The following is a 21,219-nucleotide window of genomic DNA, read 5'->3' on the forward strand; positions in this document are numbered from 1 at the left end:
ATACAATCTCTAAGCCTTCATTACTTTGGAATCAGCAAAATCCATATCGAAAATCGTCAAATCACTTTTTCTTTTTCTCTTTTTAGGAACTATTGCATCGGCACAAAATTTTAAACTTTTGCGTTACGATGAAAATTATGAATCCCTAAAAGATTCTTCGCGAAACTTTTATGAGAATTTAAAATTTGTTCCATTAAATCAAGAGAAAGATTTTTACCTCTCTTTTGGAGGCGAAGCACGATATGAATATGTTGATTTCAATAATGAAGATTGGGGAAGACTCAATATCGGCCATAACAATTTTCTTTTGCAGCGTTATGATCTTCATGCAGACATTCATTTAGGAAAAAACTTTAGAGTATTTGCACAATTAAGAAGCGCCTTGCAGGATGGAAGAATTAACGGCCCGAGAGGAATCGATGAAGACCAGCTGAATATTCAAAATCTTTTTTTGGATGTAACGCTATGGCAACAAAAAGATAAAAAACTGATACTTCGCGCCGGAAGACAGGAACTCGATTACGGCTCAGGAAGATTAATTTCGGTGAGAGAAGGACCTAATGCAAGGCTTTATTTTACAGGAGGAAAAATCATGTACGCTTCGTCCCGATTTTCGATTGACGCTTTTGCTATGATGGCCGACACTATTTATGCAGGTGTTTTTGATAATAAAATGTCTAAGCAACTGAATCTTTGGGGGGCTTATTCTAAAATAATATTTCCGAAAGCAGGAAATTTAGATTTGTATTATCTCGGAATAAAAAGAAATGAATCGCTCTTTGAACAAGGAATCGCTCCCGAAAAAAGGCATACTGCTGGAACCAGATTCTGGAAATACGGAGGCGGTTTTATTTACAATCTAGAAGCCGCTTATCAATTCGGAAGTTTTGGTTCTGGAAATATAAATGCCTGGACAGCATCTGCAGATATTGGTTATTCTTTTGAAAACACCAAATTTAAGCCAACCATCAATCTGCGCAATGATTATATCTCGGGAGATTTAAACAAAAACAATGAAAACCTGCAAACGTTTAATCCGTTATATCCAAAAGGAGGTTATTTTGGTTTTAGTCCACAGGTTGGTCCTGTCAATCTAATCGATATTCATCCGTATGCTACACTGGATTTACTTCCAGAATTAAAAATGCAAGTAGATGTTGTTTTCAATTGGAGGTATTCTACCAATGACGGTGTTTACAGACCAAGCGGTACATTGAATCTTGCAGGAAGCGCATCAGACGAACGTTATATCGGAACGGCTTATTTGGCCAATTTCACTTATAGCGTCAACAAATATATTTCAGTCGTGAGCGGTATTCAGTATTTTAAAACTGGTGCTTTTATCAACGACATTATTCCAAATTCGAAAGACGGTGTTTTCTTTAATGCCAGACTCGGGTTTAAATTTTAAGAACATAAATAGCACACAGATAAAACGGATTCGCTATCGCGAAAACGCAGATAAAAAACAGATTTTTTTAATAAAATCCTGAAAATAGAAACTGTTTAAATCCGCGTCAAATTCTATGTTATACAAAACAACATCAACTAAATTTCTAAATATGAAAAAAGCAACCTTTTTCAAAAAATATACAATTAGAAAAATCATTCTAATTCTTCTAATATTCACAGGCTTAACTACTTCTGTTTCTGCACAAAATGCTGCACTTGGCTCGACTACAACTTGGGGTAAAGTAGACGGCGTTGCAGTAAATGGATTGGTTCAAGGACCGTCTGCCGCAGTTGCAGAATTACAGGTTGCCTGTGTTTTTGAATACACAGAAGGCGATATCTTTAATCCACCAGCACTTCCTGCAAACCTAAACGGAATGGTGCATTTAGATGACGCTCTAAAAGGCATCATAACCGAATTGCGTAAAAGCGGAAAATTTACAGGTCATTCTCTTGAAACTTTATTAATCACACCTCCTAAAGGCACTTTGGCTTCAAAAAAATTATTATTAATTGGTTTAGGCGATCGCAATAAATTTATACCCGATTTGATGATCAGCGTTGGAAGCACGGCTATGCGCGAAGCACTTCGTCTGGGCGCGACTGATTTTTCTTTTGCAAGCGATATCAAAGATGCCGGAATTGATTCTCCAACGGCTTTAGTAGCAGAAAATGTAGTTTTAGGTTCTTTTGAAGCTTATAGAACACAGACTTATTTAAAAGACAAAAGATTATCTGACCACAAACCTTTGAGCAAAATCATTCTTCTAGCTGGACCGGCTTTTTATACTGTTGCAGGAGAAGGAATCAAAGAAGCAATCGCAAAACTTAACGCTAAATCTTAAATTATGAAAGCAGATTTAATTTTATTTAATGGCAAAATTCATAGTTTCAATGCCGAAACTCCAAATGTGACCGCAGTTGCCATTAAAGATGGTAAATTTATAGCGGTTGGAAACGACAGCAGTGTTATGGAATTTGCTTCTGAAGAAACAAAAATCATCGATCTTTTGAACCGAAGAGTCGTTCCGGGAATTAACGATTCGCATATTCACCTGATTCGAGGAGGATTAAATTATAACTTAGAATTGCGCTGGGATGGTGTTCCTTCACTTGCCGATGCACTACGAATGCTTAAAGAACAGGTAGACCGCACACCAAATCCGCAATGGGTTCGTGTTGTGGGAGGCTGGACTGAGTTTCAGTTTGCAGAACGCAGAATGCCGACTTTAGAAGAGATCAATGCCATTGCTCCAGAAACACCTGTTTTTATCCTTCATTTGTATGACAGAGCAATCATGAACAGGGCGGCATTAAAAGCGGTTGGTTATAACAAAAATACTCCTGCGCCTCCTGGAGGACACATTGAAAGAGATGCAAACGGAGAGCCAACGGGACTTATAATTGCAACTCCAAATGCAATGATTTTGTATTCTACTCTGGCTAAAGGTCCTACTCTTTCATACGAACATCAGCTCAATTCGACTCGTCATTTTATGAAAGAACTCAACCGCTTCGGAATTACAAGTGTTATTGACGCAGGAGGAGGATTTCAGAACTTTCCCGACGATTATAAAGTGGTTAATGAATTGAATGAAAAGAAACAATTGACGGTAAGAATAGCCTACAATCTTTTTACTCAAAAACCAAAACACGAATTTGAAGATTTTTCAGATTGGATCGACACCGTAAAATTATATCAAGGAGACGATATGTACCGCCATAATGGTGCTGGCGAAATGTTAGTTTTTTCTGCTGCCGATTTTGAAGATTTCTTGCAACCAAGACCAGATCTTCCTGAAAACATGGAAGCTGAATTGGAAAAAGTGGTTCGCCTTTTGGTCGAAAATCGCTGGCCGTTCAGACTTCATGCAACTTACAACGAAAGCATTACAAGATTTTTGAATGTTTTCGAAAAAATAAATCGTGAAATTCCATTTAACGGACTTCCTTGGATTTTTGATCATGCCGAAACAATCGATGAACGCAATATTGAACGCGTAAAAGCACTTGGAGGCGGAATTGCAGTTCAAAGCAGAATGGCTTATCAAGGAGAATATTTCACCGATCGTTACGGAGCAAAAGCAGCCGAAAACACACCACCAATTAAAAAAATGATTGAAATGGAAGTTCCGGTTGGTGCGGGTTCTGATGCCACTAGAGTTAGCAGTTACAATCCTTGGGTTTCTATGTATTGGATGACAGCTGGAAAAACGGTTGGAGGTTTGCAATTGTATAACGAAACACGCTTAAACCGACAAACTGCTTTGGAATTATACACAAGAGGAAGCGCTTGGTTTTCTCAGGAACAAACCAAAAAAGGTGATATTAAAGTTGGAATGTTTGCCGATTTAGTGGTTTTAGACCGTGATTATTTTACGATTGATGATGAAGAAATCAAAAAAATCGAAGCTGATTTGACTATGGTCGATGGAAAAATTGTGTACGCCAATGGAGACTTTTCTTCGTTTTCACCGCCACACATTCCGATTCTTCCTGACTGGTCGCCAACTACTATTTACAACGGTTATCCTGTTAGAAGCGGTTTGCAGAGCGCTATTGAAAAAAACACAAAAGCCAATGCTAAACCAAAACTGACAGCTCAGATTCACAGTTGTGGCGGAAGTTGTGATGTTCATGCTCACAATCACGATGTTGCAAGATTGAGCAATGTTCCGGTAAACAATTATAATGCATTTTGGGGCGCTTTGGGCTGTTCCTGCTTTGCTTTTTAAATTCAAAAAAATGACTGATTTTATAAAACAAATTTTATTCTCTGATTTAGGAACATCCTTCAACAATCTGGCTTTGTTATTCTTTAGAATTCTGCTGGCTGTTGAACTTTTCAGAGTACACGGCATGAAAAAATTCCGTGTAGAAAATGGCCAAAAAGAGCATGTGCCGAATCCGTTGCATCTACCAGAAAAACTCAACGGATTAGTTGCTACTTTTTCTGATACTGTAGTGCCGCTTTTTATCATTCTCGGTCTCGGAACCAGATTGGCCGTATTGCCAACAATTGGAGTTACAGCTGTGGGATATTTTGTAGTTCACAGAAAAGATTCGCTAGAAGTGCGCGATGTCCCATACATGTACACTTTGTCCTTATTATTAATTCTTGCGCTTGGAGCAGGAAAATATTCACTTGATTATTATTTATTAAACCTAATTTAAAATGAAAGCAAACATCGGAATTAAACAAGAAAACATCTCAAAAGTAGTAGATGTATTAACTAAAATTCTTGCAGATGAATTTGTATTATATACTAAAACAAAAAGAGCACACTGGAATGTTGAAGGTCCTGATTTCTATAACAAACATCTTTTCTTCGAACAACAATACGATGCAATTGATGAAATCGTCGATACTGTTGCAGAAAGAATCAGATCCTTAGGGCATTATGCGCCTGCGTCGCTAAAAGATTTTCTGGCTCTGACTCATCTTTCAGAAGAATTAAAAGAGAAAAACGACAGTAATGGATTTATCAAGGAATTACTTCTAGATCACGAAAGCATTATCTTTTACTTGCGTGAAAACATTAACAGTATTGCCGGAGAACTTCAAGATGCTGGAACAAGTGATTTTATTACGGGACTTGTAGAAAATCACGAAAAAATGGCTTGGATGCTTCGCGCTCATTTAAATTAATCATTATGGAATTACAAAAAAATATTTGGTACGTAACCCTGCTGCTCACCATGATAGCAGGGTATTGCGATACCGTAACCTTTGTTGCCGCAGATTCTATATTTTCTGCACATGTTACGGGCAACTTCATTGTTTTTGCTTATCAAATCGTAAAAGGTTCTGATGCGCATGCTTGGATTAAACTATTAACGTTTCCAATTTTTATAATTGCCGTAATTGTTGGAGGAAGAATTGTTTTGAAAAGCGTTAATAGATATACAATCTTATTTTGGGAAGGAATTATATTATTGCTAAGTGGCATTGCTTCGTATGCATTTGGATATTTGGAAATCTTTTCAGAATGGGCAATGTACGGCGTGGCTATGACAACCGTTTTTGCTATGGGATTACAAAATGCATTTGGAAAATTGTATGCCAAAGAAACGCACGGACCAACTACAATGATGACAGGAAATGTAACCCAAGCTTCTCTTGATTTAGGAAACCTGATCAAAAACGGCACTTCAGATTCAGATTCTCTATTGAGTTTTAAGAAACAGTTGGTTACGATTACCGGTTTTCTTGCAGGTTGTTTTTTAGGTGCCGTTGCCGGAAAATACTTTGGTTTAGGTACTTTAATCCTTCCAGGAGTAGCAATGATTATCTGTTATTGGTATCACCGAAATAACTAGACTAAACTGTTCATAAACTTGCAGATCTCTGATAATAGATTATCTTTAAAAAATGAATTTTACCTCCTTAAACGCTGTCAAAAATCACTTATTTATTGCGAATGCGGCAGTTGTTTTATTCTTGACGCATCAAATAGGAAATGCGCAAAAAAAAGAAAATCCAAATGAGTTAAAAAGCAAAATAGCCACTTCCGGAAACAATTCAGAAAAGGCAAGATTACTTTTAAATCTAAGCAGCTATTATCTCAACAAACCTGGCGAATTTAAGACTGATCTCGAAAACGCACAAACGGTAAATGCTGAGGCAAAATTATTATGTGAACGTTTAGCTTATAAAGCTGGAAAAGGAAAAGCCATATTGCTCGATGCACAGATTTTTAGGGAGAAAGGCGACACCAGTAATGCTTTGCAAAAGACAAAAGAAGCTGTTGATTACTCCAAAAAACATAATTTGATTGAATTACAGGCAGAAAGTTATGCCGAACTTTCTATGTATGATGCTTCACTGGAACAAAAGGCAAAATATAAGGAAACAGCAATTCTGCTTTTCAAAAAAACGGGTGCGCAGGAGAAACAGGCTGAAAACTTAAAAGGATTAGGAGAATTATACAGCATCAATGAAAATCCGAATAAGGCAGAACCGCTTTTGAAAGAATCTCTAGCGCTGTATAAATCTATCAAATATCAGAAACTGCAAGGAGTTTACAATTTACTTTCTGAAGTTAATACGCAAAAAGGAAATTATCCGGAATCTTTAAAATATGCGCTTTTAGCCGAAAAAACAGCTATTGCGGTAAATGATAATTCGCTTCAGTTGAGTTCTATTTACAATCATGTCGGACTCGTTTATTATTACTTGCGTCAAAATAACGATGCCGAAGAATACTGGTACAAGGCATTAGAAATTGCAAAATATCATAAGGATACAGAATATGTGCGAACAATTGGAGAAAATCTATGTTCGCTTCTCATCCGTCAGAAAAAAGAAAATGAAGCGCTTAAACTTATAAAAGAAATGCAGCTTCATTTTCCGACTTCTAATATGGAGAGGCTGATGAAAGAAAATTATCTGTTGTTTAATATTTACAGAATTCTGAAAAACAATAGTACCGCCACAATTTACTATAAAAAACTGGCAGATTATTATGGTGAAAATGCAGATAGAAACGGAAACAGCATTGCGATTTTAAGAAGTTTTGCCTCTTATCATTATCAAATAAAAAAGTTTGATGATTTCTACCGAACCATTAAGCGTCTGGACACACTCGCCGCAGGAGCGGGAAACAATCTGATCCGATCCGAAAGTTATCTGATTTGGTTTAAGGCAGATTCTTCAAGAGGAAATTATATCGAGGCAATCAAACATTATCAGTTGTATAAAAGTCTCTCCGATTCGGTTTTTAAAGGTGAAAAAAGCAAACAGATCAGCAGTCTTCAAATCGAATTTGAAAGCGAAAAAAAAGACAAAAACATTGATTTGCTGCAGCAAAAAGCGAAACTTCAGGAAATAAAAATTCACAACAACACTATCGTTAGATATCTGTTTATTATCATCGTCGTTATTCTGAGTGCACTAGTCTTACTTTTATACAACCGATTTAGATTGAAAAAGAAGACAAACGAACAGCTCGAAATCAAACGACAGAAAATTGCCGAGCAAAATGAGCTGAACAAAAAAATGCTTTTGGAGAAAGAATGGCTTTTAAAGGAAATTCATCATCGTGTAAAGAATAATCTACAAATTGTCATTAGTTTATTAAATACGCAATCGGCTTATCTGGACAATGAAGATGCACTTATGGCGATACAGAACAGCAAACACAGAATGCACGCCATGTCGCTCATTCATCAAAAATTATATCAGTCTGATAATCTGGCCAATATTGACATGTCATGGTACATTTACGAATTGATTGGTAATATGAGAGAATGTTTCAGCACTGAAGAAAAAATCAATTTTGTTTTAGAGACAGAAAAAGTTTATCTTGATGTTGCACAGGCGGTTCCACTAGGATTAATTATAAATGAAGCGATTAGCAATGCCATAAAATATGCTTTTCCTGCAGACCGCAAAGGTGCTGTAAAAATAGTGCTCAAAAATATCGGCTATAATAATTATGAATTGTTGATTATGGATAACGGTATTGGCCTTCCATCTGATTTTGATGAAATCGAAAGAGATTCGCTCGGAATGAACTTAATGATGGGACTCACTGATCAAATTGACGGAATTTTTGAAATGAAAAGTGACAATGGACTTAAACTCAAAATTACATTTACAAGAAATACAGAATTTGAAGCATCAAACGAAAATGATGCAATCATATAACTTTTAGGCAATGAAAGAAAAAATTCTAATTGTTGAAGACGAATTTATCGTAGCAAATGATCTAAAAATCATGCTCATCAAAGCGGGTTACCAAATTACTGGCATCGCTTCTTCTGTAGTTCAGGCGCGTAAACTTATAGAAACCAAAAGACCAGACTGGGTTTTATTAGACATCATGCTGAAAGACAATCTTACTGGTATAGATTTGGCTTGGGAACTACGTGAAATGCAGTTGCCGTTTTTATACATTTCTGCCAATACCAACCAGTCTACGCTCGAAGCGGTAAAAGAAACACATCCGTACGGATTTATGGTAAAACCTTTTAGAGAACGGGATCTTTTGGTAATGCTAGATATCGCCAAATACAGATACAAAGAAGAAAGAGAATCGTTTAAAGCTATTCTGCAAACTGTCGAAAATACCGAAATAGAAGGAATAATTGGCAACAGTCAGCTTTTGAACGAGGTTATAGAAAAAATCAGAATTGTAGCTCCAGCAGAAACTTCTGTTTTGGTTCTTGGCGAAAGCGGTACCGGAAAAGAAAGAGTCGCTCATGCAATACACGATCTTTCGACAAATAAATCGAATGCCATTGTGGTTGTAAATTGTGCTGCATTGCCTCAGTCATTGGTAGAATCTGAATTGTTTGGACACGAAAAAGGCGCTTTTACGGGAGCCAACTCACAAAGAATCGGTAAATTTGAACAAGCCAACAACGGAACAATTTTTCTGGATGAAATTGGAGAACTTCCTTTAGATTCGCAAGTAAAATTACTGCGCGTACTGCAAGAAAAAGAAATTCAGAGACTCGGTGGCAGTTCGACTATTAAGATAAATGTACGTGTCATAGCCGCAACGAACAGGTCGCTCGAAAAAGAAGTTGCCGAAGGGCGTTTCAGGCTAGACTTGTATTATCGATTAAATGTTTTCCCGATTGAGCTTCCTCCATTAAAGGAACGCAAAGAAGATATTCAAGCTTTGGCAAACTATTTCCTGAAAAAATACGCCACAAAATCAAGAAAAAATGTTTCGAGCATCAGTCCATCTGCGCTAACGCAATTAATGAATTATGACTGGCCCGGAAATATACGCGAACTGGAGCATCTCATAGAACGAAATGTACTGTTGGCAAAAACGAGTGAAATTGAAAAATTAGATCTTCCTTCAAACACATCAACACCTTTACGAGAAAACAGCGGTAAAATGAAAACGATGGAAGAAATGGAAAAAGAACATATTATGACCGCTCTTCAAAATTGCGGAGGAAAAGTTTCTGGTCCGGGCGGTGCCGCAGAATTGCTGCAAATACAACCGCAGACTCTGTATTCAAAAATGAAAAAATTAGGAATTAAGCAAGACTATAATTAATCTACATTAAGTTGACTTCACTCCAATCTTAGCGAACTTTGCAGTTATAAATCAACATATAAAACAAAAAAACATGGAAACAATAAAATTAGAATTAGACGAAAAAAAACACGGCAATTTTAATCTTTATGTCGATGATAAAAAACTTGGCGAAATGACGGTAAGCCTAAAAGAAGATCTACTGACTGTCTACCACACTGGAGTAGAACCTGAAGGTGAGGGAAAAGGTTATGCAAAAAAACTTCTTGAAGAAATGGTTTCGTATGCACGTGCCAATAAAATGATGGTTAAGGCACTTTGTCCGTACGTACACGCACAATTCACAAAACATCCTGATGAATATCAAGACATCTGGAAAAAATAATTTAAAACAAAAGCATTATGAATTTAGATACAATTACAGCAGGCGTACCATTAAATGAAGCCAAAAAAGCACTAATTATGCTTCACGGACGCGGAGCCGGAGCTCATGATATTCTTTCTATTGCAAAATATCTTGATACTGCAGATTTTGCTTTGGTGGCTCCGCAGGCCGATAACAGAACTTGGTATCCGTATTCTTTTTTGGTACCGATTGCAGAAAACGAACCTTCATTTTCAAATTCACTTCAAGCACTGTCACAAGTTTTAGTTGCCGTACAGCAAAACGGAATCGAGAAAGAAAATATTTATTTCCTAGGATTTTCTCAGGGCGCTTGTCTTGCTTTGGAATTTACAGCCCGAAATGCCGCTAAATATGGTGGTGTTGTTGCTTTTACAGGCGGACTTATAGGCGATAAGGTTTATGAAGAGCATTATCACGGAAACTTTGAAAACACTCCGATTTTTATCGGAACAAGCGATCCTGATTTTCACGTTCCAGTGGAAAGAGTAAATCAAACAGCGGCACTTCTTGAAAAAATGGGAGCTGATGTAACCAAAAAAATCTATGACAATATGGGACACACCATTAGTCAGGATGAAATTGACTTGGCAAACCAGCTTATTTTTTCAAAGAAATAATGATTACGATTACCCGAATTTACAGCAATCAGAATGGCGAAAGCCATTTTGAAGATTTTGAAGTTCCGTTGAAAAACAATGGTGACATCGGATTTTTGTCTGATGATGAATCCGTAAAATCGATTGTTTTTAGAGAAGTCAGTCCGTCGTACGATTACGATTTTCATAATGCTCCCGACCGACAATATATTGTTTTGCTGGAAGGTGGGGTTGAAATCGAAACTTCACTTGGCGAAAAAAGAATTTTTAATACCGGTTCCATTTTATTAGTAGAAGATACGACCGGCAAAGGGCATAAAACCAAAAATATTGAGCCGAAACTCAGAAAGTCAATATTTATAAAATTATAAAAATGGAAAAAGAAACCGCAAGAATAGAAGGATTTAGCGATGGCGTTTTTGCGATTGCCATTACGCTTTTGGTCTTGGATCTTCATGCTCCAGATGCCTCTGCAATAAAAAACGGAAATGAATTGCTTCAATTTTTAAAAGGAGAATGGACGACATACCTCGCTTTCACCCTTTCGTTTTTCAGTATTTTTATCATGTGGGTCAATCATCACAAGATTTTCAAACAGATTTATAGCCGTAATACTGCCATCATGTTTTCCAACGGATTAATTCTTTTTCTGGTTACTGCGGTTTCGTATCCAACGGCGCTACTGGCTCGTTTTTTTGATGGCGAAGCATCTAGTATAGCTGTTGCGATTTATACCGGAATCTTTGTACTTATCAATATTTCATACAACCTTTTATGGTTTGTGGCTGCTCACAACAAAAAACTTTTACGTCCCGGAATTACTGCTCTTGCCATTCAAAAGATCCGAAATAATTATCTGTACGGATTTCCAACCTATTTAATTGCTTTCGGTCTTTCCTTTCAGTTTCCTTCAGTTGCTTTGGCAATCAATATGCTTTTGTTGGTTTTCTGGGCATTTTCTTCGGGAAAAATAAAAATGCAGGAATAACTCAGCTTAAGAAATGTTCTTTTTTAATTCCGAGTTTCTGCATTTTCGAAATTAAAGTCGTTCCCGGAAGGCCCAATAAAATAGCGGCACCTTGCGGACCTGAAATTCTTCCGCCACATTTTTTTACCACTTTCAAGATATGCTCCTTCTCTACTTCCTGGAGTTTTTTAATATAAAAATCGGCTGCTGCTTCAGATGATTCGGCAATAAAAATTTCAGGAAAAGACATCTCTTTTATAACCTCTTCTTTAGCGAACAAAATACTGCGTTCTACCATGTTTTCTAGTTCACGAACATTTCCTGGCCACGGATTTGAAATCATGCTTTTGAGGACTTTTTTAGAAAATCCTTTTATCTTTTTTCCAATTTTTTGAGAATGTTTCGCGAGGAAAAAATTCGCCAAATCTTCAATGTCTTCAGTGCGATTTCGTAGAGCTGGAAGCGCTATCGGAAATACATTCAATCTATAATACAAATCGCTTCTAAAGCGACCTTCGGAGACTTCCCTTTCCAGCGATTTGTTGGTTGCCGCTATTACTCGTACATTTATTTTGATGGTTTTTCTACCTCCAATCCTTTCGATTTCTTTTTCTTGTAGTACACGCAACAATTTTCCTTGAAGTTCCAAAGGCAGTTCTCCTATTTCATCCAGAAAAATAGTTCCATTATTTGCTTGTTCAAACTTACCGATTCGTAAGTCTGTTGCTCCTGTAAATGCCCCTTTTTCATGACCAAATAATATGCTTTCAATCAAATGTTCAGGAATCGAAGCACAATTTACTTTTATGATTTTTTCGTTTGAAACTAATGACAAACTATGAATTGCGTTGGCAATAAGCTCTTTTCCGGTGCCTGTTTCTCCAAAAATCAATACAGTCGAATCAGAAGACGCCACTTGTGTTATCAATTCATAAACATTTTGCATGACGGCACTATTTCCGACAAGGCCCTGAAAATTTTGGGTTTCAATTTTAGTTTCCAGTTTTCTTTCACCAAAATTCTTTTTCAAAATTTCGAGCTCGGCAAGAGCCTTTCCATATTCCGAAGCCAATTTTATATTTCTAGTGGTAATGGAAAGCTGTTGTGCAATACTTCTAATTATTCTGTTGGATTCTCTAGTAAGAGTCGCAGCATTTTTAAAAAACAGAAAAAGTACATGCTGGTTTCCTTTTATATAAGGAAGACAAATTCCGATTCCGTTATTGAAATTTTTATTGTTAGCATAATGAAGATAATCAGGAAGTCTATTTTTGCTTTCATCAAAATCTTTTAAATCAAAAACCACGGTATCTGCTGATGCAAGACACAAATCAAAAAAACTATCTTTTAAAGTATAAGCTTTGGGAAGAATCTCAGGATTTGTGTACTGATAAAAAATTTCATATCCGGTTTCTTCTTCATTTGAAGAAGCCAAAATAAACTCTTCAAAAAAAAGATGGTCTTTTAATAAACTACTTGCAAGAGTATGAAATTCATTTTTAGTCAAAACTTCAGAAAGTGCCTTACAAATTGCCATCGTCAACATTTGTTCTTTTTCTCGTTCCTGCAGCCTGTTCATAATAACTGCAGTCTGATCTATCGGCTTTTCCATAATGTCTTTGGCGTGGTATTAATGCGTAAAAGGTAAATTTAAGAAATAGCCTTTGTTTAATAACTATTGATTTTCGAAATAAAGCATATCCAATTCATAAAATTACGAAATATCGTATTTCAAAAAACTAAAATTCAACACTAATTCACTAATTTACAGCAAATTAAAACAAAAGGAATATTATTTGGTTACAATATGACCGACAGAAAAAACGGCCATTTTTATTTCTTAATCTAGGTTAATCGATCCAGAGCTGCAACGGAAGTAAATTTGTAAAAGAAAATCAATAACAAATTAATAATAAAATACCATGGAAAATAAAATTTTAGGCTTACATCATATTACTGCAATTGCAGGTGACGCTAAACGCAACTTCGACTTTTATTCAAAAATACTAGGATTACGTTTCATCAAAAAAACGGTAAATTTTGACGATCCAGGAACGTACCATTTTTACTTTGGCGACGAAACAGGAAGCGCTGGTACAATTTTAACTTTTTTCCCTTGGGGAGAAGGAATCCAGCAAGGCAGAAAAGGTTCTGGAATGGCAACAGAAATTGGTTATTCTGTACCAAAAGGAAGTTTAGATTTCTGGCAGAAACGTTTTGAGCAATACAATGTAATCTACAATAAACCAGCAGAAAAATTCGGAGAAAAATACCTGACGTTCCTTGATCCTGATGGTTTGAAATTAGAACTAATCGAATCTAAAACAGAGGACAACAGAAAACCTTGGGAAACTGAAGAAGTAAAAGCAGATGTAGCGAAAAGAGGTTTTCATAATATCACTTTAACCTTAAACAACATCAAAGCTACCGCAGCAGTGTTAACAGAAATATTCGGTTACAAACTGATTGATCAGGATATAAACCGTTACCGTTATGCAACCGATGCTGTAGAAAATGCCGCTATTGTTGATTTGGTTGAATTGACTGATGAAAAACGTGGCTTAAATGCAAATGGAACTGTTCACCACGTTGCTTTTAGAGTGCAAAATGATGAAATCTTAATGCACTTCCGTGAAAAAGTCGAAGCGTTTGGTTTATCTATTACACCACAGATTGACAGAAATTATTTCCACTCTCTTTATTTTAGAGAACCAGGTGGAGTTTTATTCGAAATTGCAACCGATAATCCAGGATTTATGGTAGACGAAAGTTTAGAAGAATTAGGACAAAACTTAAAACTTCCGGCACAATACGAACCAAACAGAGCCGCTATTGAAGCGCATTTGGTTAAGATCAATTAACTTTTTTTAACCGCTTTCAAATAAAGCTTAAGCACAAAAAAGCCGCAGAAAAATATTCTTACGGCTTTTTTTACTTAAAACTATTTCTTTTTTACATTGATGTGATTAAAAACTCACTTCTTCTGTTTACTAAATGCTGTTCTTCAGAACATTTTACTCCGTCTTTACATTTATTAAGAAGTTTGCTTTCACCATATCCTTTTCCTTTCAGACGATTGGCATCAATACCTTTCTGCACCAGCCAAGCCATAATTGATTTTGCTCTTTTATCAGACAAAACCATATTTGATTTTGCAGATGAGCGGCTGTCAGTATGCGAACGGATATCAATTTTCATGCTTGGGTATTCTTGCATTGCAGCAAATATTTTTTCCAATTCTACCGCTGCAGATTCGGTGATATCGGCTTTTCCAAGATCAAAATAAATCATCGAAATATTTAGTGTTTTTCCTAAATCTGTTCCAATTTTGATTTTCTTAACTACTGGGAGCGGCAGTGCAATTGCGGCAACTTTTTCTTTTTCTAATACAAAATCCAATTTATTGTCAAGTCCGTATGCAATTGCAACCGGACTTACTTTGGCTGGATATTGTTTTCTTTCTACTTTAATAAGATAGTTTTTATTGCAGTTTACCGTAAAAGAATACGTTCCGTCTGCTGCTGTAGTGATTTCACCTAAAACTTGATTCTTATCGTCAAGCAAAGTAACTTTTGCTCCTTCAATCGGTTCATTTGCCTTACTATCCAGAATAGTTCCTGTCAAAGTTCTTTCGCAAACCATTTTTTTAGTTTCCGTAAACTTATAAATATCATCATTTCCGACACCGTCTTTTTTGTTCGAAGAAAAATAACCTTTTCGAGTATTGCTGTCAATTATAAAAGCAAAATCATCAAAACTGGTATTAACCGGTTCCCCGATATTTTGTACACGGTCGTAAGTGCCGTTGTCAAGAATTTTAGAAACAAAAATATCCAATCCGCCAAGTCCAGGACGACCGTCGGTTGCAAAGTACAATTCGTTATCGCCCGAAATAAATGGGAAAGTTTCTCTTCCTTCTGTATTAATACCTTTTCCTAAATTTTCCGGTTTTCCGAAAGTTCCATCGGCATTAATCGTCACGCTGAACAAATCAGACTGTCCTAAAGTTCCCGGCATATCCGAAGCGAAATATAATTTCTTTTCATCTAAACTCAATGCTGGATGTGCAGTGCTATATCGATCACTATTAAACGGAAGTTCTTTAATATTTGTCCATTTACGGGCTACAAAATCGGCTTTGTATAACTTTAGTAAAGTGATGTTTTTATCATCCTTTCCTCGTTTTCCATCCAGAAAGTTATTCCTTGTGAAATACATCGTTTTTCCGTCTTTCGTAAAAACGGGAGTCGATTCGTTAAACTTAGAATTAATTTCATCGTTTAAAAGAACCGCATTGTCAAGACTTCCGTCTGCTTTAATTGTTGCGACGTATAAATTGGTAAACGATTTATTTGTCCATTTAAACGTTTTTCCTTCCTTTTTTCCGATGTGCCTCGCAGAAGTAAAAACCAAACTATTGTTTAAAAATGCGCTTCCAAAATCAGAATGTTCCGAATTGATATTGGTTGGAGAAATTTCAAAACGACCCGAATTCAGCTTAATCTGTTCCAGATAGTTTTTATTGTTTTCGAATAAAATCCCGCGACTATCAGTATTGGTTATTTTATTGAATTCGTTCAGCATTTTATCCGCCTTAGCGTAATCTCCAGTAGTTTTAAGCGACTGCGCATAACGATAATAATATTCCGGTTCCTGTTTTGGATTTAGAGCAAAAAGTTTTTCGTACCAACCAGCAGCTTTTGCCAGTTCAGCATTAAAATAATAGGCATTTCCTAATCTCTGGAACATTTTTTCGTCTTGATAACCATTGGCAGCAGCTTTTTCATACATAGAAATAGCATCCGCGAAAGCGTAATCATTATATTCTTTTTCTGCTTTGCTTAAAAGAGCTTTCTGCGCATTTCCGTTCAAAAAGAAAAAAAACAGAAAAATGGCAGTTAGTATTTTTTTCAATTTCATAATTAGAAGAATCTTGGTGAAGTAATGCGACTGTACTTATTCATAAACTCAAAACGCAGGAATATCTCGTGAGAACCTGAATTATAGTTGTTCAATTTGGTTGTTTCACGATCATAAGCATAACCAATGTACATGCTTTTGTTAAGTTGGAAACCAGCCATTGCACTCAATGCCGCGCTCCATCTGTACGAAACACCAGCAACGAACTTTTCGTTAAACATAAAGTTTGCAGAAACATCAACTTGAAGCGGAGAACCGTCTACCATTTTAGCCAAAACTGCAGGTTTAAACTGAATCATTTCGTAACGATCCAGATTAAACACATAACCAGCAATTAAATAGTAATTGATAAGTTCTTTAAAAATGGCCGTTTCGTTATCATCGTAACGTCTTGTTTCAATAAAGTTCGGAACAGACAAACCTACATATCCTTTGTCTGAATGGTAGTAAACCCCTGCTCCGATGTTTGGCGTAAATTTGTTCTTAAAATCTGCAAACTGAGGATCTCCCTGATGCTCAGGATTTAATTTATTAGGATCAAGGTTAAAAATGTTTCCAGAACCTTTAATACCAAAAGACAATTTAGCCTCTGCCGATGTCTGAATAGAGTATGATAAATCTACCGCAATATTATTCTCTGTTGTAGGACCGATTCTATCGTTTACTAATGAAACCCCTAATCCTAAATTACTGTTATTCAATGGCGTGTTTACCGATAATGTACCCGTTTCCGGTGCACCATCGAGTCCGACCCATTGTGTACGGTACAAACCAAAAATACTCATAACCCCTCTAGATCCAGCGTAGGCAGGGTTTATATTTATGGTATTGTGCATATATTGTGTAAACTGCGCATCCTGCTGGGCAAAACTTACAGCAGAACAAAACAATAAAACTAAAGCTATTTTTTTCATTTGTATATTTTTAAAATAATGGCTTAACCTATGGCTAAGCCATTGTATTGTTCGGAAATATTATTTAGTCAGATATAAGTAGCCAGCTTGTTGTCTAGGCTTAGACTGATTGTCTTTGTATCTTAAAATATAATAATATGTTCCTTCTGGTAATCCGTTCGATTCTTTTACAGTTGTTCTTCCTTCAGAGAAACCTTTAAATACTATATCATTGTTGTTGTAATGGTCTCTTTCAAAAACCAAAACACCCCAACGGTTAAAAATCTGAACGGTATTCTCAGGATAACACTCAATACCTCTGATGTAAAACCTTTCGTTTTTGTTGTCTCCATTCATAGAAACCGCGTTAAAGACTTTGATATTACAACCGTTTAATTCGATTACAGTAGGATTATCTCCACCAACATTTTCAAAATCAGATTTATCCAGAACGATGATACCGCTTTGAGAAATTCCTGAAACCGTCGCTTGGTTGCTTAATACACCAGCGTTAATATCTGCCTGCGTCAAAGTATATGTCGCAGTAAATGTTGTGCTGTCGCTTTGTCCAACCGCCAAATTGATTGAACTTCCGCTTAGAATAACTCCTGGTAAAAGATTAGAAATAATGATATCATTCAACGGCACATTTCCAGTATTTGTAATAGTGAAAGTATAGGTAACCGTTTCACCTGCCTCAACATTCCCATTTCCGTTTTCGTCATTCAATGCTGCCTCCATAATTAATGAAATAGATGGAACTTCGACAAAAATATGGATGGTTGCGGTGCTGCAGTTATTACTGTTTGCTTTTTCACAAATCTGGTAGGTCAGCGTATGGCTTCCTCCTTGAGTACCAGGTGCAACATCAATTGTTCCGTCTTCGTTTAAAGTTATTCCTGTAGGGAAATTATTTCCTGTAAGAATAACATCTTCTGGCTTAACAGGAATTCCGTTTAATTTATCATTATCTAAAACATTGATTACTTCTAACGAACCATTGATACCGTCTGCAGTTGCACTATCATCATCATTTCCGGCTTCGATTCCGAACTGAGGTTTTGCATTACAACCCAATGAAGCTGCAGGATAATTTACCGTTATCGATTGTGTCGGATTTAATGCAAACTGCATTGTCACTGCTGGTCTCGTCAATTCGAATCCATCAACACCTTCAGACCATTGTCCATTAACCAATACCCATCCCGGCCAATCAGTTGGGATGTTATTTGCGTTAAGAACAGTACCTGGCCACAATACATTTCCTGATAAAGGCATATTGGTTTGTGTCGCCACAACATTATTTGCACTGTCAATCCAGTTAATAGTTACCAAATCTTTTGGCGTAAAATTATCAGCTGTAACTGTATATCTCACAAATGCCGCATTGTTTGAACAATAACTTTCTGCTGTTACAGTCATCGAAGGAGCTACTACAGTAATTGTAACCGTTGCCGATGTACAGTTTGCTGAATTCGCTTTTTCGCAGATTTCATATGTCAAGGTGTAAGTTCCTGCAGGAGCATTTGGAATTAATTCCACTGTTCCATCCGGACGCAATGTCACCACATTATTTGGATCAGGAGTTAAAACATTTAGATTGATATCTGAAATCAATAATGGATTATTATCTAAAGTATCATTGTCTAAAACATTTACTACTTCAACCACTTCGTTGATTCCAACAACTGAACCTACAGGATCAGCCACGGCAACAAGTACTCTTTTATCAACCGGAATTGTAATCGTCGCTGGTGTTGCATCTACAGCTCCACTATTATCTGTTGCTGTAAAAGTAAATGAGTCATTTCCTGAAAATGCTCCACTCGGAGTGTAAGTTAACATTCCTGCTTCTGCTGGAGTCAATATTTGATTAACTGTCACTGGTGCACCTGCAAGAGCTAATGTTCCGTGAGAAGGCAAAGTCAAAATAATATAATTTATAATTGTACCATCCGTATCTGATGCAGTTAACGCTTTAATAGCTTTAGTACCTGCATTTGAAGGCATGTTTGAATTAGTATCATCATTTGCCACAGGAGCATTATTCCCAACAGGAATAGTAATTGTCGCTGGCGCTGAAGTAGCTCCAAGATTATCTGTCGCAATAAAAGTGAACGAATCATTACCATTGAATGAACCACTTGGATCATAAGTAAGATTTGCCGCTTCTGTCGGTGTCAATACCTGATTCGCTGTTAAAGGTGTTCCGTTCAAAGCCAAAGTCCCCTGTGATGGTAAAGTCACAACAGTATAGCTCACAATTGTTCCGTCTACATCTGTTCCTGAAAGAGCATTAATTGTAGTTGCACTTGCAGTTGATGCTATCACCGCATTGGTATCGTCGTTCGCAACCGGTGCGTCGTTTACTGGAGTCACCGTTATCGTCACTGTTGCGGTGTTTCCGTCAACCGTTCCGTCATTGGCCTTATAAGTGAAGCTGTCTGTCGTAGTCTCGCTTCCGTCGTGAATGTAGGTGAACGAGCCGTCCGAGTTCAGCGTCAGCGTTCCGTGTGAAGGATTCACAACCAAGACTGCCGTCAAGGCGTCGCCTTCCGCATCAGAATCATTTCCTAGGACTCCAGGAGCAGTGATGCTCAGCGTTCCGCCCTCGGCAACCGTGTAAGAGTTGTCAACAGCAACAGGCGCATCGTTTACTGGAGTCACCGTTATCGTCACTGTTGCGGTGTTTCCGTCAACCGTTCCGTCGTTGGCCTTATAAGTGAAGCTGTCTGTCGTAGTCTCGCTTCCGTCGTGAATGTAGGTGAACGAGCCGTCTGTATTCAGTGTCAGTGTCCCGTGCGAAGGATTCGCAACCAAGACTGCCGTCAAGGCATCGCCTTCCGCATCGGAATCATTTCCTAGGACTCCAGGTGCAGCAATGCTAAGCGTTCCGCCCTCGGCAACCGTGTAAGAGTTGTCAACAGCAACAGGCGCGTCGTTGACAGGAGTGACCGTGATCCTAACAGTTGCGGTGTTTCCGTCAACCGTTCCGTCGTTGGCCTTATAAGTGAAGCTGTCGCTCAGCGTCTCGCTTCCGTCGTGAATGTAGGTGAAAGAGCCGTCTGCGTTCAGCGTCAGCGTTCCGTGCGAAGGATTCGCAACCACAGCGGCGGTAAGCGCATCCCCCTCGGCATCCGTATCATTTCCTAGGACTCCAGGAGCAGCAATGCTAAGCGTTCCGCCCTCGGCAACCGTGTAAGAGTTGTCCACAGCAACAGGAGCATCGTTTACTGGAGTGACCGTGATGGTCACTGTTGCGGTATTGCTGTTCAATGAGCCGTCGTTTGCTCTGTAGGTGAAGCTGTCGCTCAGCGTCTCGCTTCCGTCGTGAATGTAGGTGAACGAGCCGTCCGCGTTCAGTGTCAGTGTCCCGTGCGAAGGATTCGCAACCAAGACTGCCGTCAAGGCGTCGCCTTCCGCATCAGAATCATTTCCTAGGACTCCAGGAGCAGTGATGCTAAGCGTTCCGCCCTCGGCAACCGTGTAAGAGTTGTCCACAGCAACAGGCGCGTCGTTGACAGGAGTAACCGTTATCGTTACTGTTGCGGTGTTTCCGTCAACTGTTCCGTCGTTGGCCTTATAAGTGAAGCTGTCTGTCGTAGTCTCGCTTCCATCGTGAATGTATGTGAACGAGCCGTCTGCATTCAGTGTCAGTGTCCCGTGTGAAGGATTCGCAACCAAGACTGCCGTCAAGGCATCGCCTTCCGCATCAGTATCGTTTCCTAGGACTCCAGGAGCAGTGATGCTCAGCGTTCCGCCCTCGGCAACCGTGTAAGAGTTGTCAACAGCAACTGGCGCGTCGTTGACAGGAGTGACCGTTATCGTTACTGTTGCGGTGTTTCCGTCAGCCGTTCCGTCATTGGCCTTATAAGTGAAGCTGTCTGTCGTAGTCTCGCTTCCATCGTGAATGTATGTGAACGAGCCGTCTGCATTCAGTGTCAGTGTCCCGTGTGAAGGATTCGCAACCAAGACTGCCGTCAAGGCA

Annotated in this window: 17 protein-coding genes; 13 read left to right on the forward strand and 4 right to left on the reverse strand. The window is 37.9% G+C overall.

From position 1 onward, the window contains the following. Window positions 1-25: 25 nt before the first annotated feature. From ACFFLS_RS25750 to ACFFLS_RS25805, 12 genes are all read left to right on the forward strand, one after another. Complete coding sequence (locus tag ACFFLS_RS25750) at window positions 26-1,411, forward strand: alginate export family protein (protein WP_379682824.1); 1,386 nt, start codon at window positions 26-28, stop codon at window positions 1,409-1,411. 151 nt (window positions 1,412-1,562) lie between these two features. Beyond that, window positions 1,563-2,297 carry a M17 family peptidase N-terminal domain-containing protein gene (locus ACFFLS_RS25755; RefSeq protein WP_379682825.1) on the forward strand — a complete coding sequence of 245 codons (735 nt, stop codon included), beginning with the start codon at window positions 1,563-1,565 and terminating at the stop codon, window positions 2,295-2,297. Between the two features lie 3 nt (window positions 2,298-2,300). Beyond that, entirely contained in the window at window positions 2,301-4,187 is a 1,887-nt protein-coding gene (locus ACFFLS_RS25760) for an amidohydrolase (protein WP_379682826.1), read from the forward strand. Between the two features lie 10 nt (window positions 4,188-4,197). Continuing rightward, window positions 4,198-4,626 carry a DoxX family protein gene (locus ACFFLS_RS25765; RefSeq protein ID WP_379682827.1) on the forward strand — a complete coding sequence of 143 codons (429 nt, stop codon included), beginning with the start codon at window positions 4,198-4,200 and terminating at the stop codon, window positions 4,624-4,626. A gap of 1 nt (window position 4,627) precedes the next feature. Next, window positions 4,628-5,101 carry a Dps family protein gene (locus ACFFLS_RS25770; RefSeq protein ID WP_379682828.1) on the forward strand — a complete coding sequence of 158 codons (474 nt, stop codon included), beginning with the start codon at window positions 4,628-4,630 and terminating at the stop codon, window positions 5,099-5,101. Window positions 5,102-5,106: 5 nt separating this feature from the next. Continuing rightward, window positions 5,107-5,772, forward strand: a complete 666-nt coding sequence (locus tag ACFFLS_RS25775) for a YoaK family protein (protein ID WP_379682829.1) — start codon at window positions 5,107-5,109, stop codon at window positions 5,770-5,772. A 52-nt stretch (window positions 5,773-5,824) separates the two neighbouring features. Then, window positions 5,825-8,101 carry a tetratricopeptide repeat-containing sensor histidine kinase gene (locus ACFFLS_RS25780; protein WP_379682830.1) on the forward strand — a complete coding sequence of 759 codons (2,277 nt, stop codon included), beginning with the start codon at window positions 5,825-5,827 and terminating at the stop codon, window positions 8,099-8,101. 10 nt (window positions 8,102-8,111) lie between these two features. Further along, window positions 8,112-9,470, forward strand: a complete 1,359-nt coding sequence (locus tag ACFFLS_RS25785) for a sigma-54-dependent transcriptional regulator (protein WP_379682831.1) — start codon at window positions 8,112-8,114, stop codon at window positions 9,468-9,470. 73 nt (window positions 9,471-9,543) lie between these two features. Beyond that, window positions 9,544-9,834: a GNAT family N-acetyltransferase gene (locus tag ACFFLS_RS25790; RefSeq protein WP_379682832.1), complete on the forward strand. Its 291-nt coding sequence runs from the start codon at window positions 9,544-9,546 to the stop codon at window positions 9,832-9,834. Between the two features lie 17 nt (window positions 9,835-9,851). Next, entirely contained in the window at window positions 9,852-10,472 is a 621-nt protein-coding gene (locus ACFFLS_RS25795; protein ID WP_379682833.1) for an alpha/beta hydrolase, read from the forward strand. Further along, window positions 10,472-10,822, forward strand: a complete 351-nt coding sequence (locus tag ACFFLS_RS25800; protein ID WP_379682834.1) for a cupin domain-containing protein — start codon at window positions 10,472-10,474, stop codon at window positions 10,820-10,822. The genes ACFFLS_RS25795 and ACFFLS_RS25800 overlap by 1 nt, the downstream gene beginning before the upstream one ends. Before the next feature lie 2 nt (window positions 10,823-10,824). After that, on the forward strand, window positions 10,825-11,439 hold the full coding sequence (locus ACFFLS_RS25805) for a TMEM175 family protein (RefSeq protein WP_379682835.1): 615 nt from the start codon (window positions 10,825-10,827) through the stop codon (window positions 11,437-11,439). Window position 11,440: 1 nt separating this feature from the next. Here ACFFLS_RS25805 and ACFFLS_RS25810 read toward each other — a convergent pair whose 3' ends face one another. Next, on the reverse strand, window positions 11,441-13,030 hold the full coding sequence (locus tag ACFFLS_RS25810; protein ID WP_379682836.1) for a sigma-54 interaction domain-containing protein: 1,590 nt from the start codon (window positions 13,028-13,030) through the stop codon (window positions 11,441-11,443). A 310-nt stretch (window positions 13,031-13,340) separates the two neighbouring features. On the opposite strand from ACFFLS_RS25810, the gene ACFFLS_RS25815 reads away from it, so the two are divergent. Then, on the forward strand, window positions 13,341-14,279 hold the full coding sequence (locus tag ACFFLS_RS25815) for a ring-cleaving dioxygenase (RefSeq protein WP_379682837.1): 939 nt from the start codon (window positions 13,341-13,343) through the stop codon (window positions 14,277-14,279). Between the two features lie 91 nt (window positions 14,280-14,370). On the opposite strand, the gene ACFFLS_RS25820 is transcribed toward ACFFLS_RS25815, so the two are convergent. The 3 genes from ACFFLS_RS25820 to ACFFLS_RS25830 form a co-directional block, all read right to left on the reverse strand. Continuing rightward, on the reverse strand, window positions 14,371-16,338 hold the full coding sequence (locus ACFFLS_RS25820; RefSeq protein ID WP_379682838.1) for an OmpA family protein: 1,968 nt from the start codon (window positions 16,336-16,338) through the stop codon (window positions 14,371-14,373). Between the two features lie 2 nt (window positions 16,339-16,340). Continuing rightward, a complete protein-coding gene (locus ACFFLS_RS25825; RefSeq protein ID WP_379682839.1) occupies window positions 16,341-17,252 on the reverse strand; it encodes a PorP/SprF family type IX secretion system membrane protein in 912 nt (303 codons plus the stop codon). 60 nt (window positions 17,253-17,312) lie between these two features. Continuing rightward, window positions 17,313-21,219: cadherin-like domain-containing protein (locus ACFFLS_RS25830; protein ID WP_379689726.1), on the reverse strand; the 3,907-nt coding region annotated here is incomplete at its 5' end.

Origin of the sequence: Flavobacterium procerum (assembly GCF_042431625.1) — a bacterium.
Taxonomy (GTDB): Bacteria; Bacteroidota; Bacteroidia; order Flavobacteriales; family Flavobacteriaceae; genus Flavobacterium; species Flavobacterium procerum.

Bases quoted from the DNA above. Each gene is read 5' to 3' on its own strand.
- ACFFLS_RS25760 (WP_379682826.1), top strand. From the start codon at position 2,301: ATGAAAGCAGATTTAATTTTATTTAATGGCAAAATTCATAGTTTCAAT.
- ACFFLS_RS25755 (WP_379682825.1), top strand. From the start codon at position 1,563: ATGAAAAAAGCAACCTTTTTCAAAAAATATACAATTAGAAAAATCATT.
- ACFFLS_RS25820 (WP_379682838.1), bottom strand. From the start codon at position 16,338: ATGAAATTGAAAAAAATACTAACTGCCATTTTTCTGTTTTTTTTCTTT.
- ACFFLS_RS25810 (WP_379682836.1), bottom strand. From the start codon at position 13,030: ATGGAAAAGCCGATAGATCAGACTGCAGTTATTATGAACAGGCTGCAG.
- ACFFLS_RS25795 (WP_379682833.1), top strand. From the start codon at position 9,852: ATGAATTTAGATACAATTACAGCAGGCGTACCATTAAATGAAGCCAAA.
- ACFFLS_RS25775 (WP_379682829.1), top strand. From the start codon at position 5,107: ATGGAATTACAAAAAAATATTTGGTACGTAACCCTGCTGCTCACCATG.
- ACFFLS_RS25785 (WP_379682831.1), top strand. From the start codon at position 8,112: ATGAAAGAAAAAATTCTAATTGTTGAAGACGAATTTATCGTAGCAAAT.
- ACFFLS_RS25815 (WP_379682837.1), top strand. From the start codon at position 13,341: ATGGAAAATAAAATTTTAGGCTTACATCATATTACTGCAATTGCAGGT.
- ACFFLS_RS25765 (WP_379682827.1), top strand. From the start codon at position 4,198: ATGACTGATTTTATAAAACAAATTTTATTCTCTGATTTAGGAACATCC.
- ACFFLS_RS25790 (WP_379682832.1), top strand. From the start codon at position 9,544: ATGGAAACAATAAAATTAGAATTAGACGAAAAAAAACACGGCAATTTT.
- ACFFLS_RS25780 (WP_379682830.1), top strand. From the start codon at position 5,825: ATGAATTTTACCTCCTTAAACGCTGTCAAAAATCACTTATTTATTGCG.
- ACFFLS_RS25805 (WP_379682835.1), top strand. From the start codon at position 10,825: ATGGAAAAAGAAACCGCAAGAATAGAAGGATTTAGCGATGGCGTTTTT.
- ACFFLS_RS25800 (WP_379682834.1), top strand. From the start codon at position 10,472: ATGATTACGATTACCCGAATTTACAGCAATCAGAATGGCGAAAGCCAT.
- ACFFLS_RS25770 (WP_379682828.1), top strand. From the start codon at position 4,628: ATGAAAGCAAACATCGGAATTAAACAAGAAAACATCTCAAAAGTAGTA.
- ACFFLS_RS25825 (WP_379682839.1), bottom strand. From the start codon at position 17,252: ATGAAAAAAATAGCTTTAGTTTTATTGTTTTGTTCTGCTGTAAGTTTT.